The 15,537-nt window shown below is 44.5% G+C and carries 19 protein-coding genes; 1 reads left to right on the forward strand and 18 read right to left on the reverse strand.

Annotation, left to right across the window (positions count from 1 at the left end):
* Window positions 1-7: 7 nt before the first annotated feature.
* The 9 genes from atpD to IPL83_17190 all read right to left on the reverse strand — a co-directional run bounded on the left by atpD (window position 8) and on the right by IPL83_17190 (window position 7,813).
* The gene (gene atpD, locus IPL83_17150; GenBank protein MBK9040852.1) at window positions 8-1,408 is read right to left on the reverse strand and encodes a F0F1 ATP synthase subunit beta; all 1,401 of its coding nucleotides are present in this window, start codon (window positions 1,406-1,408) and stop codon (window positions 8-10) included.
* A gap of 14 nt (window positions 1,409-1,422) precedes the next feature.
* Window positions 1,423-2,304, reverse strand: coding sequence for an ATP synthase F1 subunit gamma (atpG, locus tag IPL83_17155; protein MBK9040853.1), 882 nt, complete (start codon window positions 2,302-2,304; stop codon window positions 1,423-1,425).
* A gap of 9 nt (window positions 2,305-2,313) precedes the next feature.
* Window positions 2,314-3,840, reverse strand: a complete 1,527-nt coding sequence (locus tag IPL83_17160; GenBank protein MBK9040854.1) for a F0F1 ATP synthase subunit alpha — start codon at window positions 3,838-3,840, stop codon at window positions 2,314-2,316.
* A gap of 2 nt (window positions 3,841-3,842) precedes the next feature.
* The gene (gene atpH, locus IPL83_17165) at window positions 3,843-4,391 is read right to left on the reverse strand and encodes an ATP synthase F1 subunit delta (protein ID MBK9040855.1); all 549 of its coding nucleotides are present in this window, start codon (window positions 4,389-4,391) and stop codon (window positions 3,843-3,845) included.
* Window positions 4,388-4,960, reverse strand: coding sequence for an ATP synthase F0 subunit B (locus tag IPL83_17170; protein MBK9040856.1), 573 nt, complete (start codon window positions 4,958-4,960; stop codon window positions 4,388-4,390). Before IPL83_17170 ends, atpH begins: the two co-directional genes overlap by 4 nt.
* Window positions 4,957-5,403, reverse strand: a complete 447-nt coding sequence (locus tag IPL83_17175; GenBank protein MBK9040857.1) for an ATP synthase F0 subunit B — start codon at window positions 5,401-5,403, stop codon at window positions 4,957-4,959. Before IPL83_17175 ends, IPL83_17170 begins: the two co-directional genes overlap by 4 nt.
* A 103-nt stretch (window positions 5,404-5,506) precedes the next feature.
* Window positions 5,507-5,893: a polymer-forming cytoskeletal protein gene (locus IPL83_17180; GenBank protein MBK9040858.1), complete on the reverse strand. Its 387-nt coding sequence runs from the start codon at window positions 5,891-5,893 to the stop codon at window positions 5,507-5,509.
* Window positions 5,881-6,930 (reverse strand): ParB/RepB/Spo0J family partition protein, encoded by a 1,050-nt coding sequence (locus IPL83_17185; protein MBK9040859.1) that lies wholly within the window; start codon window positions 6,928-6,930, stop codon window positions 5,881-5,883. Before IPL83_17185 ends, IPL83_17180 begins: the two co-directional genes overlap by 13 nt.
* Window positions 6,923-7,813, reverse strand: coding sequence for a ParA family protein (locus tag IPL83_17190; GenBank protein MBK9040860.1), 891 nt, complete (start codon window positions 7,811-7,813; stop codon window positions 6,923-6,925). The genes IPL83_17185 and IPL83_17190 overlap by 8 nt, the downstream gene beginning before the upstream one ends.
* A gap of 103 nt (window positions 7,814-7,916) precedes the next feature.
* On the opposite strand from IPL83_17190, the gene IPL83_17195 reads away from it, so the two are divergent.
* On the forward strand, window positions 7,917-8,420 hold the full coding sequence (locus IPL83_17195) for a hypothetical protein (protein MBK9040861.1): 504 nt from the start codon (window positions 7,917-7,919) through the stop codon (window positions 8,418-8,420).
* Between the two features lie 43 nt (window positions 8,421-8,463).
* Here the strand turns inward: IPL83_17195 and rsmG are convergent, their stop codons facing one another.
* Genes rsmG through rpmH form a run of 9 tightly spaced genes read right to left on the reverse strand, consistent with a single transcriptional unit; the run spans window position 8,464 to window position 15,376 of the window.
* Window positions 8,464-9,126 carry a 16S rRNA (guanine(527)-N(7))-methyltransferase RsmG gene (gene rsmG / locus IPL83_17200; GenBank protein MBK9040862.1) on the reverse strand — a complete coding sequence of 221 codons (663 nt, stop codon included), beginning with the start codon at window positions 9,124-9,126 and terminating at the stop codon, window positions 8,464-8,466.
* Window positions 9,117-11,012 (reverse strand): tRNA uridine-5-carboxymethylaminomethyl(34) synthesis enzyme MnmG, encoded by a 1,896-nt coding sequence (mnmG, locus tag IPL83_17205; protein ID MBK9040863.1) that lies wholly within the window; start codon window positions 11,010-11,012, stop codon window positions 9,117-9,119. Before mnmG ends, rsmG begins: the two co-directional genes overlap by 10 nt.
* Before the next feature lie 9 nt (window positions 11,013-11,021).
* Window positions 11,022-12,440 carry a tRNA uridine-5-carboxymethylaminomethyl(34) synthesis GTPase MnmE gene (gene mnmE / locus IPL83_17210; GenBank protein MBK9040864.1) on the reverse strand — a complete coding sequence of 473 codons (1,419 nt, stop codon included), beginning with the start codon at window positions 12,438-12,440 and terminating at the stop codon, window positions 11,022-11,024.
* A gap of 15 nt (window positions 12,441-12,455) precedes the next feature.
* A complete protein-coding gene (locus IPL83_17215) occupies window positions 12,456-13,010 on the reverse strand; it encodes a hypothetical protein (GenBank protein MBK9040865.1) in 555 nt (184 codons plus the stop codon).
* 18 nt (window positions 13,011-13,028) lie between these two features.
* On the reverse strand, window positions 13,029-13,442 hold the full coding sequence (gene yidC / locus IPL83_17220; GenBank protein MBK9040866.1) for a membrane protein insertase YidC: 414 nt from the start codon (window positions 13,440-13,442) through the stop codon (window positions 13,029-13,031).
* 37 nt (window positions 13,443-13,479) lie between these two features.
* On the reverse strand, window positions 13,480-14,640 hold the full coding sequence (yidC, locus tag IPL83_17225; protein ID MBK9040867.1) for a membrane protein insertase YidC: 1,161 nt from the start codon (window positions 14,638-14,640) through the stop codon (window positions 13,480-13,482).
* A complete protein-coding gene (gene yidD / locus IPL83_17230) occupies window positions 14,637-14,927 on the reverse strand; it encodes a membrane protein insertion efficiency factor YidD (GenBank protein MBK9040868.1) in 291 nt (96 codons plus the stop codon). Before yidD ends, yidC (IPL83_17225) begins: the two co-directional genes overlap by 4 nt.
* A complete protein-coding gene (rnpA, locus tag IPL83_17235; protein MBK9040869.1) occupies window positions 14,860-15,237 on the reverse strand; it encodes a ribonuclease P protein component in 378 nt (125 codons plus the stop codon). Before rnpA ends, yidD begins: the two co-directional genes overlap by 68 nt.
* Window positions 15,227-15,376: a 50S ribosomal protein L34 gene (gene rpmH, locus IPL83_17240; GenBank protein ID MBK9040870.1), complete on the reverse strand. Its 150-nt coding sequence runs from the start codon at window positions 15,374-15,376 to the stop codon at window positions 15,227-15,229. The genes rnpA and rpmH overlap by 11 nt, the downstream gene beginning before the upstream one ends.
* Window positions 15,377-15,537: the final 161 nt, after the last annotated feature.

The raw sequence follows: 15,537 nt of genomic DNA on the forward strand, positions 1-15,537 counted from the left end.
CTCTAGATTAGAGGCGTTTTGCTTTTTCCTTTACATCTTCAATCGTTCCAACCATATAGAAGGCCTGCTCGGGCAGACTATCATGAACACCATCCAAAATCTCACGAAAGCCTCGTACGGTGTCCTTGACGTCAACGTACTTTCCCTTCATGCCCGTAAACTGCTCAGCAACAAAAAAAGGCTGACTCAGGAAACGCTGTGCTTTACGCGCACGAGTCACAACCATTTTGTCGTCCTCTGACAGCTCATCCATACCAAGAATTGCAATAATATCCTGAAGCTCACGATATCGTTGCAAAAGAGCCTGAACATCTCGAGCTGTGCGGTAGTGCTCTTCTCCAACTACATCAGCTGACAAAACTCGGGAAGTTGAAGACAATGGGTGCACCGCCGGATATATACCGAGAGCCGCGATATCTCGATCCAGATTTGTCGTCGCATCCAAGTGCGTAAATGTTGTCGCCGGTGCAGGATCTGTATAGTCATCTGCAGGTACATACACTGCCTGGACTGATGTGATGGATCCCTTCTTTGTTGATGTGATTCGCTCCTGAAGAGCTCCCATCTCTGTTCCAAGAGTTGGCTGATATCCCACAGCAGATGGAATCCGACCGAGCAAGGCCGAAACTTCAGCACCTGCTTGAGTAAATCGGAAAATGTTATCCACGAAGAGCAATACGTCCTGTCCTTCAACATCACGAAAATATTCAGCCTGAGTCAATCCAGTCAATGCCACTCGTGCCCGCGCTCCAGGAGGCTCATTCATCTGTCCGAACACCAGAGATGTCTTGGCAATAACACCAGACTCCGTCATTTCTCTATAAAGATCATTTCCTTCACGGGTGCGTTCACCAACCCCGGCAAATACAGAATACCCTCCGTGTTCTGTGGCAATGTTACGAATCAACTCTTGAATTAGAACTGTCTTGCCCACGCCTGCTCCACCAAAAAGTCCAATCTTCCCACCCTTTACATAAGGAGCAAGAAGATCAATCACTTTGATTCCCGTCATGAGAATTTCCTGAGCTGTAGCTTGGTCTTCAAATTTGGGCGATGGACGATGAATTGGCCAAAATTCCTTTGCTTCTATCTTACCGCGCTCATCAATCGGTTCGCCAATGACGTTCATAATTCGACCCAAAACCGCATTTCCTACGGGAGTTGTAATGGCCTGACCTGTATCTTCAACATGGGTTCCCCGAACGAGTCCCTCAGATGAGTCCATCGCAATTGTTCGAACAACTCGATTGCCAAGATGCTGGGCAACCTCAAGAACAAGGTTTCCTGATCGATCATCAATCGATTTATTGGTTGCTTTAAGAGCTGTATAAATTGCGGGCAGCTCTCCCTCTTGAAACTCAACATCTACCACTGGACCCAATACTTGTAATACTTTTCCGTTAGCCATTTAAAACTCCCTTTCTATTCCTTCAATGCCTCGGCTCCGCTGCAGATCTCAATTAGTTCTCTTGTGATAGAGGCCTGGCGAAGCTTGTTATAAGTTAGTGTCAAAGAAGAAATCATATCTCTCGCATTGTTAGTTGCATTTTCCATCGCCGTCATTCGAGCTGCGTGTTCTGCCGCAATACTTTCAGACATACAACGATAGACCTGCACAGAAAAATGCTTATGCAGAAGATCCTCTATGATATCTTCGGGAGGCGGCTCAAATATGAGATCCTTAGAAAAGCGCGCCCCTTCTTGGTGATCAAGACTCCCCTTACTGAGATCCACTGGGAGAAGCGTTTCAACCGTGAGATTTTGTGAAATTGCTGACTTAAATTCATTATAAACAAGGCGAATCTCGTCATACCCACCATCAGAGTAGCTCTTCAATAAACGCTCTGAAACTTCGGCGGCAAGTCCGTAGGAGATATCGCGGGCCAAATTTGTTATTGTCTCAATCCCGTGAATTTCTCGTCGCCGGAAATATTCAGACCCTCTGCGACCAATAAACAAAAAATCTAAAACTTCGTATTTGCCCTTGTTTTCCTTGTAAAACTTCTCAGCGAACTTGCTCACGCTGCCGTTGAAACCACCACAAAGTCCACGATCACTAGTGATAACAACCAATAATGTCTTTCGGGGGTGAGCACTGGGACTCAGAAGCGAATGATTCACTCTGTGCGTTGTGGCAATATCGGCAATGACGGAAAGAATTTTTCGGGAGTATGGACGCATATTGAGAATATTATTTTGAGCGCGCCTGAGCTTTGCCGCAGATACCATTTTCATGGCTCGCGTGATCTGTTGAGTGTTTTTCACACTCGCGATCCTGTTTCTAATATCCTTCAAACTAGCCATGGACTACCTTTATTTCTTTGAAGACGCTACAAATATGGAATTAAACTCTTCGAGAGCTTCTACAATGGCCACCTTCACGTCATCTTTAATGGCCTTGTGCTCATCTAAAAGATGAATAACCCGACTGTGCTTGTGAACCAGAAAATCCATCAATTCCGATTCGTAGCGCTTCACATCAGATTCTGGTATTTTGTCAATATAACCGTTTGTCGCCGCATAAATGATCACGACCTGCTGGGAGGCAGCATACGGGCTATACTGCCCTTGTTTTAAAATCTCGACAAGTCTTCTGCCACGAGCTAGCTGAGCTTGCGTCGCTTTATCTAAATCCGAGGCAAAAGCAGCAAAGGCTTCTAGCTCGCGAAATTGTGCAAGCTCAAGCTTTAAAGTTCCTGCCACTTGCTTCATGGCCTTGATTTGGGCTGATCCGCCTACACGGGAAACAGATTTACCTACTGAAATCGCCGGTCGCATCCCTCTGTAGAACAAGTCTGATTCCAAGAAAATCTGGCCATCTGTGATTGAAATGACATTGGTAGGAATATAAGCGGAGATATCCCCAGCTTGGGTTTCAATAATAGGTAAGGCCGTCAGTGACCCCGATCCCGCATCCTCGCTCAACTTAGCCGCACGCTCTAAAAGACGCGAATGCAAATAGAACACGTCGCCCGGAAAAGCCTCCCTTCCCGGAGGTCGGCGAAGGAGCAATGACATTTGTCTATAGGCCTGAGCTTGTTTGGTTAAATCATCATAAATGATGAGCGCGTGCCTTCCAGTATCTCTAAAGTATTCCGCCATTGTACAGCCGGCGTAGGGTGCAAGAAATTGTAAGGGAGCCTGTTCATTCGCAGTCGCCGCAATAACCGTCGTGTATTCCATTGCTCCGGCTTGTCGAAGCTTTTCAACGACCAGTGCCACTGTTGATTGCTTTTGTCCAATCGCTACATAAAAGCACTGAACATCTTTGCCCTTCTGATTAATGATTGTGTCAATCGCAATTGCGGTTTTTCCCGTCTGACGATCGCCGATAATCAATTCCCTCTGCCCTCGCCCAATTGGGATCATCGAATCTATGGCCTTAATTCCAGTTGCCATAGGCTCATGCACAGGGTGTCGTTTAATTATGCCTGGTGCCTTCAATTCAACAATCCGATGATGGGTTGATTCAATCGGACCACAACCATCAATAGGCTCACCCAAGGCATTTACAACTCGGCCCAGAAGCCCTTCCCCCACAGGCACTTGCACAACCTTGCCCGTTCGCTTTACCGTATCGCCTTCGCGAATTTCCTTGTCTTCACCAAATATCACAATTCCAACGGAGTCCTTCTCCAGGTTAAGAATCATTCCTGAAATATCACCCGGAAACGTAACCAATTCTCCGGCCATGGCATTATCGAGCCCGTAAACTCTGGCCACTCCATCTCCAACAGAGAGCACAGTGCCGGATTCTGAAACTTCCACGTTCTTTTTATAGTTCTTTATTTGTTCTTTTAGGACTCGACTAATTTCGTCCGCTCTTATTGAGATTTCCATTTTCAGTGAGCTCTCCTCTTAAGTTCTTCTTTCAATCTTTTTAAATGAGTCGCGAGTGTATCATCAAAAATAAAACTGCCTATTCGCGCAACAAGACCACCCAATAGCTTTGGATCCTCTTTGTAGGTGAGAATCACCTTTCTGCCAAGATACGAAGCAACTACATTCTCAATAGCACTTCGATCCTCTTGCATTAAAACAGACGCAGAATGCACAACCCCACGGGTCACTTCATTTGCCTGGTCAGTTAATTCTTGAAAGGACTCTACTATTTCTGGGAGTAAGGCCATTCGCCCCTTCTTTGCCAACAAAAAAACAAAAGACTCCACATGCTCGTAGAATCCTTTCTCTTTAAGGGCTTTTTCCAGAATTTTTCTTTTTTCGTCAGATTTGATAATCGCCGACTTGAAAAATAATTCGATGTCTCTGTCCCCGTTACAAAGATTGCTCACAACTCGAATTTGATCAAGAACCTGAGATACTTTCTTATGATCAACAGCTATTTCAAAAAGAGCTCGGGCATATCGAGTGGATACTTCAGAGACCGTCATTGCCCCACCACCTTAATTTTTGCGGCAAATTCACTGTGGAGCATTTTATGTTTGCCTGCATTAACATCTGTGGAAAGAATCGAGACAGCTCCATCAAAAGCCTGGGAAATCATTTCATTGCGGAGTTCCGTTCTAGCTCGTTCCAGCTCGAACTGGCTAAAGCGGGCAGCATCCGTCTCAAGTCTCTTTGCGATCTCCTGTGCATCACGGATAATATTTCTCTTTATATCAGAGGCCTCAGCTTTGGCCCTCTGAATGCTATCCGAGGTCGTCTGGTCCAACTTCGTGAGTCTTTCAACGATTTTTTGCTTATGATCTTCGGCCTGATTTTTGGCCAATTGAGATCTTGTGACAAGATCTGCATACATTGCCTTTCGCCCGTGAAAGTGAGCCGCAATTTTTTTTCGACCAAAAATCACAATCAGAACAATCACGGCTGTAAAATTCAAAAATTGCGGATAAAGGGCCGCCCAAGGAATTTCATGTTCACCACCACCGTGCCCCCCAGAAGAAGCCCAGGCCGCCGAAAATGATAACAACAAATTGAGGAGGAGGATCATTTTGTTCATTTCTCTACCTCAAACCCTATTAATTTATCCACTACGCCACGAGAAATATCTGGAGTCCCTGCTTTCATGAACTCACGAGCTCTGGCAAGTTCTCGCACTATAGAGATTCGATTTTTCTCCATTGTCGATTTGGCTCGCTCTCGCGCCTGACTTACTGTTCGATCGTATTCTTTCATTGCTTCAGATCTTTCGCTATCAAAGATGCCTTTGGTCTCATAGTTCAGCAGCCTTGCCTTCTGTTCAAATTCGATTTCAAGCTCCTTGGTTTCAGCAAGAATTCGCTCGGCAAATTCCGCGTTGCCAAGTGTTCTTTTTACCCGCTCCTCGTAGGCTCGGTGGTAAGGCTTAAAAACAACATTGACCAAAAAAACATATGAGACCAAAAATATTATAAACTGGATCCCCAGTGTGGCATCCACGCCAAGAGCTGAAAGAATATCCATAGCACTGAATTCCCCGTAAATAAGAACCAATAAACTGCAACAGCGCGATAGCATTTATCAATTCATTGAATGACGGGTCAAGGCAAAAGGAGGCGATAGTCGCTTATGTTTTGGGCATGTAAGAGGCGCCTTCGAAAACAACCCCCTCATCTATCCTCAAACTCGGCGTTGTAACTGTTCCCTTGAATACTGCGGGGGGATGCATGACAACTCGGCTGCGCGCAAATATATTGCCCTTTACAATTCCGCTTATGATTACGACGTCCGCTTCTATCTGAGCTTCAACTTTTGCCCCTGGATTAATTACCAGAGTGTCGTTAGTAAAAATTTCGCCTTGAAAGGTACCGCCTATTCGGACTGTGCCTTCAAAAGAGAGGCGACCCTCAAAAGAGGCCCCATGATCAAGTAAAGCGGTCACCTGGCCAATATGGACGCTATCTGAGGCTTGTGCCAATGCCGAAAATGATGGAAATCTGTCTACTTCTGCCATGCTGACTTAATCTTTTCTGCAAGGTTATTGAGATCATCATCGGAATAAAAACTGATAGAAATTTTACCTCGTCCTGACGAGTAATCAATGTCGACCTTGGTTCCGAGTAGTTTTTGCATTTCGTCAGCCAAACCACGCGCCGTTTTTTTTGCTAAGTTTTCTCCAGACTCAGTCGCTCGCTCAGCCTGATCCAGCTCTTTAAACGCCTTCAGCACTAATTTTTCAGTGGCCCGAACTGAGAGCCTATCGTTTTTAACCTTATCAGCAAGTCGACGCTGTGAGGCAAAGTCTTCGACAGACAGCAATACCTTCGCCTGGCCAAGGGACAGCTCGCCTTTTGATACCATGTTGCGAACCTCGGGTGCCAAGTTGAGTAGACGCATGGTATTAGCTATCGTTACTCTTTCTTTGCCAACTTTCTCTGAGAGCTTTTGCTGAGTTAAGTTATATTTTTTTATGAGGTGGGCGTAAGCTTCGGCTTCTTCCATGGGATTCAAATCCGAGCGTTGAATATTTTCAATTAGTGCCAGTTCCAGGGCCTCCTGATCATCAATTTCTTTTAAAATTACAGGCACATCGTGGAGACCAGCCAATTGAGCAGCCCGCCACCGACGCTCTCCAGCAACGATTTCGTAACCTCCGTCTTTCATCTTTCTCGCAACGATAGGCTGCAGAATCCCCTTTTCTCTGATTGAATCAGACAATTCCTTTAAGGCATCTGACGAGAACAATTGCCGAGGTTGATTCTTGTTTGGAAATACGTTTTCTATAGCAACTTGCCACACTCTGGCTGTGTCCGGCACCTTGGCTTGTATGAGCGGGAGCATTTGGAGGCCTTCAGATGCCTGCGTGTCAAACTCTGCCTCAGTTTTTGATGGATCAGACCGATGAGACATCCTGAACGAATCAATGGGATTCATATTGATACGCTCAGTCAAAGGTTCTGAAGCGGGCTCTCCGAGCAAACTCCCGAGCCCTCGACCCAAGGCCTGCTTCCTTGCCGGTCTTTTTATTTGATAATTCGATGACTCAGACATTTGCTTCATTCTCCGCGTAGTTGGGTGAATCATTCAGTCTTAATTCAGAATGAGATCGGCTTTCATCTCTCATCGATGATTGCTCAACGGACACCTCTGGTTCATTGCCAAATTTGCCAAAAACTTTTGCATCCAGCTCATGAGCTAAATCTAAATATTTTTGGGCTCCAATCGATTTGGGATCATAATCAAGGATAGATTTTCCATGACTTGGAGCCTCACTCAAACGGACATTTCGGGGTATTACAGCCTTAAACACCTTATCTCCGAAATGTGTCTGAATTTCCTTTACAACTTGATGACTTAGGTTGTTTCGAGTATCAAACATAGTTAATAAAATACCCTCTATTTTCAACTGAGGATTTAAATTCTTTTTTATTAGGCCGGCCGTATTGAGCAATTGGCTAAGCCCCTCGAGAGCATAATATTCACATTGGAGAGGGACAAGAAAAGTGTCTGCTGCAGACAGGGAGTTCACCGTCAAAAGTCCTAAAGACGGGGGACAATCTATGATGATATAATCAAACTGTGAGGAGACCGTGGCGATTGCCTGTTTTAAGCGATATTCTCGCTGAGAAACGTCCACCAACTCAATTTCTGCTCCAACCAAATCTGGGTTAGCTGATGCTACGCATAATCGAGGATTTTCAGTGGTTTGAATAACTTCTCGTAATTCTCTTTCTCCTATCAGGGCGTGGTAGATACTGCTTTCCTGATTCTCATATCGTTTAACTCCCAATCCGCTTGAGGCATTGCCCTGTGGATCCATATCAATCAGAAGCACCCTGCGCCCCAAAGATGCCAGCGACGAGGCAATATTCACCGAAGATGTGGTTTTGCCAACGCCCCCTTTTTGATTCGCGATGCAAATCGTTCTTGCCATACTATTTTCCCCATTCTTTGCGGTCTCAATTCGAGCCTGAAGGCTAATAAAAACCTAGAATTCGTCCGATTGTTCCACGTGGAACACCTGGAGTCTATAAGAAATGAAGCCTGACACTAGCTGCATTCAAACTATCTGTCTTACCTTCATGCCTCTCATCTTAATTGGCTGTAAATCGCGCAATCCGAATCCAGAATTATTGGATCCGATCTACAAGGATCTCACATCTGTTTATAAAGAATCCGAAAAATCGGTCAAGGAGCTCGAAAAGAATCAACTCGAAAATATGAAAGAGCTAGAAATGGCGGGTGCTAACGGTATGGACTTGAAGGTTGCGAGAAAAAAGATTCGCGAAACAGGCCACAAGATTAGCCAGGCTACTCAGATGCGTGAATATTCACGCATCCGCATGGAAATGCGCAGAGTTAACGGAAGAAGGGCCTATATTGAGGCCTTTGATAAGGATAGGCCTTGGCCTGAACCTAGCGAATATCAGTACTATTTGACAAATAAGAGGTTAAAAGAGGCCCCCATGAATTGGTCCTCTCGAGTTCCGAAAAACAATGACAGGTATATAGCTTCAAAACCAGAAAAAACTAAAAAATGACCCTCAATCAATGTTCCACGTGGAACAAGTTGACCAAATTTGGCTAAGCCATCTTTTTAGTGGCTACCAAAGATAACTTTGCATTGCCTAACGGAAGTGAGTAATCAGCGACATGCATAGGTATCCAAAAGCGACACATCTGGGAAGGGATATCCGTGACTTCCTTCACCCAGGCCTCACCTTTAAAATGAAAATATTTGGCATTCACACGGCAAGATCTCCTAGCTAGGAGGAGAGATTTCTGAATAGACGCAAATCCTCTCGACACAACGGCGTCAACTGAGTCCGCTGGCAGGTCCTCAACCCTCGAAAGGTGAATAATCACGTTCCTTAGACCTAGCTTCGCAACCACATGCTTCAGAAATTCAACCTTTCGAGCGTCTGATTCAACCAAATGAACTCGATGACTAGGAGCAAGCGTTGCCAATACAACCCCTGGCAATCCATTTCCAGAGCCAAAATCATAGATCTCACTCCCATTGAAGTCATTTAATACTAACTTTGATCCCAATATAGCATCTGCAAAATGTATCAGGTCCGCATCCAATTCAGTACGAGATGAAATCAGATTGATTGCTCTATTGAAGGTCAAAAGCTCCGCATGAAAACTACTTAACTGTAGCAAGGTCTTTTCAGATAGATCTGGGAACCACTCTCGAACGCGCCAATTTCCAGATCTCGTATGTGAAGATACTTCTATTGCCATGTTTCTCTTTCCCGCCTACGTTCCGCAGCTTTCAAATAAACTACCAATGCCTGGACTGCCGAAGGATTGACCCCACTTATTCGACCCGCCTGTCCGAGGGTCCTGGGCTTTACTCTGGTCAACTTCTCGATTTCCTCAAGGGACAGCCCACAGACTTCATCATATCGCATATCGTCAGGAAGCGAAAGTCTTTCCATTCTTTGAGCCTGATCAATCATTTCCTTTTGTCTCAATAAGTATCCGGAGTACTTGATATCGATTTCAACAGCCTCCCAGACATTGCTCTCCGCATTAATCTGAACTCCAAACCGCTCCATATCTAAACAACTAATCTCGTTTCTCCTGACTAAATCACTCAAACTAAGGGGCTTTACCAAAACTGGGCTTCCTAAGGCTCTCAAAATATTCTGGGTTTCCACATTTGGAACAATTTGGGTAGAGTCCAAAGCGATCTTTAGATTGCTGCGCTGAATTAATAGAGATTCCTGACGTTTCCGATGTTCCCCAGTTATAATGCCAAGCGCCACACCTTTATGATGCAATCTCTCTACGACGTTGTCCTCTCGGAGGTGCAACCGAAATTCAGCGCGTGCTGTCATCATCCGGTATGGTTCACGTGTCCCCTTGGTCACCAAATCATCTATCATCACCCCAATATAGGATTCGCTTCGTTCAAGAATCAGGCTTTCGCATGACTGAGATTGAAGGGCAGCATTTGCCCCGGCGACGAGTCCCTGTCCAGCAGCCTCCTCATAGCCACTTGTTCCATTTATCTGGCCGACTAAAAATAGCCCAGGAATAAGCTTGGTCTCCAAGGTGTGCTTAATCTGAGTTGGCTCAATACAGTCATATTCAACTGCATACCCTGGCATCAGCATTTCAACATTTTCAAGGCCCACAATTGACCTCAAAAACTCTTCCTGAATGGGGGCGGGTAGGGAGGTAGAGATTCCCTGTAGATATATTGAATTTGTAGTTAATCCTTCGGGCTCTAAAAATGTTTGATGACGATCCCGATCCGGAAATCTCACAATTTTATCTTCGATACTAGGGCAATACCGAGGACCAATCCCCTCAATAATTCCACAATACATCGGGGATTTATCCAGATTGTCCCTGATAATCTCGTGGGTTCGTTCATTGGTATATCCGATATGACATTCAATTTGAGCCAATTTTAATTCATTTTTACTCCGCAAACTGAATGGCACAAATTTCTCATCGCCCCTCTGAGCATTTAGCTTGCTCCAATCTATACTCTCGCTTTTGAGCCTCGCAGGGGTGCCTGTTTTCAAACGAATTACATCAAAACCAACCTCAGCCAACTGATCGGAAATTCCTATTGTCGCTCTATCACCAACTCGACCTCCCTCTTTCCGATCCAAGCCAATGTACATCACTGCCTTCATAAAAGTGCCGGTTGTCAAAACAACCGACTGAGAGCAAATGATGGCGCCATCTCCCAGCACGATCCCACGACAATACCCATTTTCTAAAATGAGTTCCTTCGCTTCCCCCTCAATCAACTTTAACCCGGGAAGCCCACTCAACTCATCTTTCATATAATTGCAATACAGGTCCTTGTCACACTGAGCACGAGACCCGCGCACTGCCGGACCCTTACGCGAATTGAGTCTTTTGAACTGAATGCAATTCTCGTCTGCAGCAAGACCCATCAGACCACCAAGAACGTCTATCTCTTTTACGATATGCCCTTTGCCCAGCCCGCCAATAGAAGGATTACAACTCATGTAACCGATACGGGAGATATTTGTGGTAACCATTGCGACACTACAGCCAAGACGGACCGCAACAGCTGCCGCCTCTATCCCAGCATGTCCAGCCCCAACAACTACCACATCATAATCGCGCTTTTGAAAGCTCATATTTTTTTCTCACTTGCCCAAGCAAAACTCACTAAAAACCCGATCAAGCACTTCATCGTCAAATTGTTTCCCCAGCAACTCATGAAGTCCAAAAAGAGCTTCTCTCAACTCAAAAGCAATAAAATCGGGACTTTCATTCCTGATCAGCAAATCCAATCCTCTCTCTAAACTCAGACCGATTTTATTGAAAAGCTCATAATGACGGGCCTGAGCCACAACAACAGAATTTTCGCTCGACTCAAAGACCGTGCATTGCTTAAGAGCGGCCCAAATTTCATCTAAACCACCATCACTAACAGAGGAACCAATCACCATTCTCGGCTCAGAACTCCATTCCAACTTGGCAAGAGATTTTGCCTTCTTCCACCAATCATTCAAACGTCCCAACGCTTCGCTCTTGGAAACTAAATCGGACTTGCTTCCAATCACCCACATCCGACTCGCACCCAACTCGCCAATCAGCTCCGCTTCCCTAAAGTCAGGCTCGCTGCTCAAATCCACCACCAACCAAACAAGGTCGGCCGTTTTCAAAAGCTTCTTCGTTCGTTCAATTCCCAACAACTCTACCTGATCTGCTGTGTCTCTGAAACCCGCAGTGTCCACAAGGTTTACTCGAATGCCATCAAGAAGAAAACTCCCCTCAACTTGGTCACGAGTGGTTCCTGGAACACTAGTGACTATTGATTTCTCCTCGCCGATCAAAGAATTCAATAAACTTGATTTTCCTACATTTGTTTTACCAATTAACGCAATTTGCATGCCCTCCTGCAAAAGCCGACCAGAGCTGTAGCTCGCCGCAGCCCTCTTGGCTCCCTCAAGAATTACCGATAATCGATCTATGAGGGAAACATTCGAAGCTGACTCAATGTCCTCGTATGCAAAATCAATATTGGCTTCAAGATTTGCTAAAACCCAATGGAGTGAGTTTTCCAATTGCATGGCGTACTCTGAAAGGGTCCCTCGCAACTGACGAAGTGCAAGTTTTGCAGCCCTTTTCGAATTGGCTTCAATGAGACTCAACACTCCCTCAGCCTGAACCAAGTCAATCCTTCCTCCGCAAAAAGCTCGATAGGTGAATTCACCTCGTTCTGCTAACCTACCACCTGCTTCATTTATGGCCTGAAGTATGCTACCAGTGACAACAGGTCCACCATGGCATGATATTTCGATAGTCTCTTCGCCTGTAAACGACTTTCCCACAGGAAAATAGGTAGCCAAAACTTCATCAAGCTTCTCGCCAGACGAGCTTTCTATCGCAAATCCATAATAGACACGATGGGATTCAGGCTGCTCAGGTAGAAAAGAACAAACTCTCCGGGAAACACTCAGAGCTAAAGCACCACTCACTCGAATAACCGCAATACCGCCGGTTCCAGGCGGCGTGCAAATCGCGCTAATTGTATCGCTGTCTCGCGCCAATCTAAACATTAATAAAGTAGCTGATTATAGCACCGATTCATTTAAAGAACCGACATCACGATCATTCTCCTTCGTGGGATAAATCTTAATTTTTTTAAAATGACCATCCCCAACGGACCTGCTCTTTACTCTTCCATCTTCGGCGAGATACTGATGCACAAGCTTTCTATCCTTCGGAGGTAGAGCTCTGATATAAACAGACTTTCCTTTAGATACAGCGATATTCTTAAGCTTATCAGCCAAATCCATCAAAGCCTGACTCGATTCCTCACGAAAACCGTCACTGTCTACCAAAACATGAATGTTTTGATCAGGAATCTGATGTTGCAAGACTCTTTTAACAAACAATTGAATTGCATCCATCAACTGGCCCTCTCTATCCCGAAGAAGGTCAACATCTTTACCCGTGAGTTCAACGTGAATTTCTGTTTCTAATTCACTCGTTACAACAAAGGAAAGATCAAGGCCACCCCGCTGGATCAATCCGTCCAAAATATCTTTTACAATTTCTACTCCCGCGCTCTCAGTTGATTCCTTCTTCTTTCCCCCACCAAATAATCTACTAAAAAATCCACTCATGATTCTCTCCTCTGATTCCTATGATATTGCTAAATTCGGTTTATCTCTCATAAAATATAGCTGCTGTAACACTCCAAACAGCGAACTAATAAAAATATACAAAGTTAGTCCGCTCGGCAAAGACACCATAAAAAAAGTAAATATAATCGGCATAAACATGAGAACTTTTGCTTGAGCAGGGTCCATTGTACTTGGAGTCATCTTTTGTTGGAGAAACATAGTTATACCCATCAAGATTGGCAGTATGTAAAACGGATCCTTCAAACTCAAATCATGAATCCAAAGGGCGAATGGTGCTTGATAAAGCTCAATGCTTTGACCTAAAACCTGATAGAGGGCTATAAAAACAGGAAATTGCAAAAACATCGGAAGACAACCGCCAAGAGGGTTCACCTTGTTGGTTTTCATTAAAAGCATCATTTCCTGATTCAACCGCGCTTGATCCTCCTTATATTTCTCCCTCAAAGATTTAATTTGGGGTTGAATGGCTTGCATATTCTTCATTGACTTGAAGGAAACCATTGCAAAAGGCAACACAATCAAACGAACAATGATCGTCAGTAAAATAATCGCCAGACCCCAGTTTCCTAAAAAGAGAATAAAACCACTTCATCATCTTGAGAATATATTTCGCGATCCAACTAAACATTCCAAAATCGACTAAAGAGGCTAGCTCCGCGCTGATCTCATCGAGTTTTTCATACATCTTAGGGCCAGCAAATGCCTTATACTGAATTTTCGAAGCGCTTGTCTTATTTAAAAAAGTGTACTGAAGACGGCCGAAAACCGAATCCTTAACTGCGTCCCCATAAGTCTTAAATTCCGGAAAAATCTCTGATTGATCAACGATGGCCTGTCCAAAATACTGGGTCCCAAGTGCCGCAACATGGACTTGAGTTTTTGTTGCGTCAAGTTTACCCAAATCCTCCGAGGATATTTTCAATCGATCTTTACCAGATTTAGAAGAAGTAAAAAACTCCTGGTGATCAAATTCTGGCAGCATAAAGTGGCTCCCAGAACTCTTGTGAATTAAATCACCCATCGAAACAGAAATACCCACAAAATTAGATTTAATATCGGTGACAAAAACTTCAGTATCTAAAACATATTGCGACGACTTCACGCGAACAATCTTAACAATACTTGTTCCGTCGACCCATCCCTCTCCCTTAAACTCCGTCGGGCTCATTTGCGAAATACCAAACTTAATAGGACTATTGCTCCCTATTGCAGCGGTAGCAAAAATTGGCTCGACAGAATCCAACCCGATGCCAACATGATCTCCTTTTCGATCTTTGTATTTCTTCAATCTCAAATTTCTAATACCCATGCCCTGTGAGCTAAAATCGAAGGACCATTCTTCGTCCTCGAAATGGGTCAACTTCTCTGGTTCAGACAAACTTGCTTCTTGAGGAACCAAACTATTTCCGTCTTGCACCACTTTGGCTGGATCAACCTTAAGTTCATTAGAATTTGCAGATTCTGCTACCTGAACATCAGCCTCTTTATTTAAAGATACCGGATACTTCTTTTTCATGTAGCTTTGCCAAGCGATCCAACTCACTCCAACCAAAACTATCGCTAGAATTGTTTTGCTATCAAAAAACGAACCATCAGAATTTCGACTCATTTTACCCTCTCACTTGTAGGAACAGGATCAAACCCGCATCCACCACACGGATGACACCTCAGAACCCGCCGAAAAATCAGCCTGATGGAATGCCCCAAACCAAGGCTTGTCAGCGCTTCAAGAGCATAATTCGAACACGAAGGATAAAACCGACAATTTCCACCCAACCAAACACTCAAGTGAACTTGATAAAAACCAACCAACATCACAAACAAAGACCTAACCACTCGCTGGCCTTTCTCTCTCAATTCTCCTGACAGCTCTCTCCAAAAATCCAAAAAATTCATCACGTCTGACATTTTTGAAAAATTCCTTATCCTTTCGACGGAAAATGATACAAACATCGCGGTGGCAGCTTTCCGAGAATGATTTCCCCCGAAAAAACTCTCTGCACCATCTTCGCAACCGGTTTCTAATCACCGCAATTCCGACATATTTAGGAATCGTCCAACCATAGCGATTAAAATCCTGATTATTTGATCTGTACGCTACAACAAACCAATCACAGGACCTAATCTGCCTACCATTTTTCGAAATTTCTAGAAAATCAGACCGTTGCCGCAAAGTTCGAAGCCGTCCCGAAGGATTACTTACCACCAATCGACACCGTTAACACTCTGCGTCCCTTCGCTCGCCGGCGCGAAAGAACATCTTGTCCATCCTTTGTTGCCATACGGCTGCGAAATCCATGAGTTTTTTTTCTACGTCTACGACTTGGCTGGTATGTTCTTTTCATATTTATTCGTCTCCCGAATTACGACTGTATTTATACGTCTTATTCAACACTTAGAACAGGCGTGGCATAAAACCACACGGCGGCATTCCCGTCAAGATATTGAACGAACTCCATTAGCATGCTAGATGCTTCAGTACTTATCCACATTATCAGGAAAAATA

The sequence above is a fragment of the Bdellovibrionales bacterium genome (genome assembly GCA_016716765.1).
In the GTDB taxonomy this organism is placed as follows: Bacteria; Bdellovibrionota; Bdellovibrionia; order Bdellovibrionales; family UBA1609; genus JADJVA01.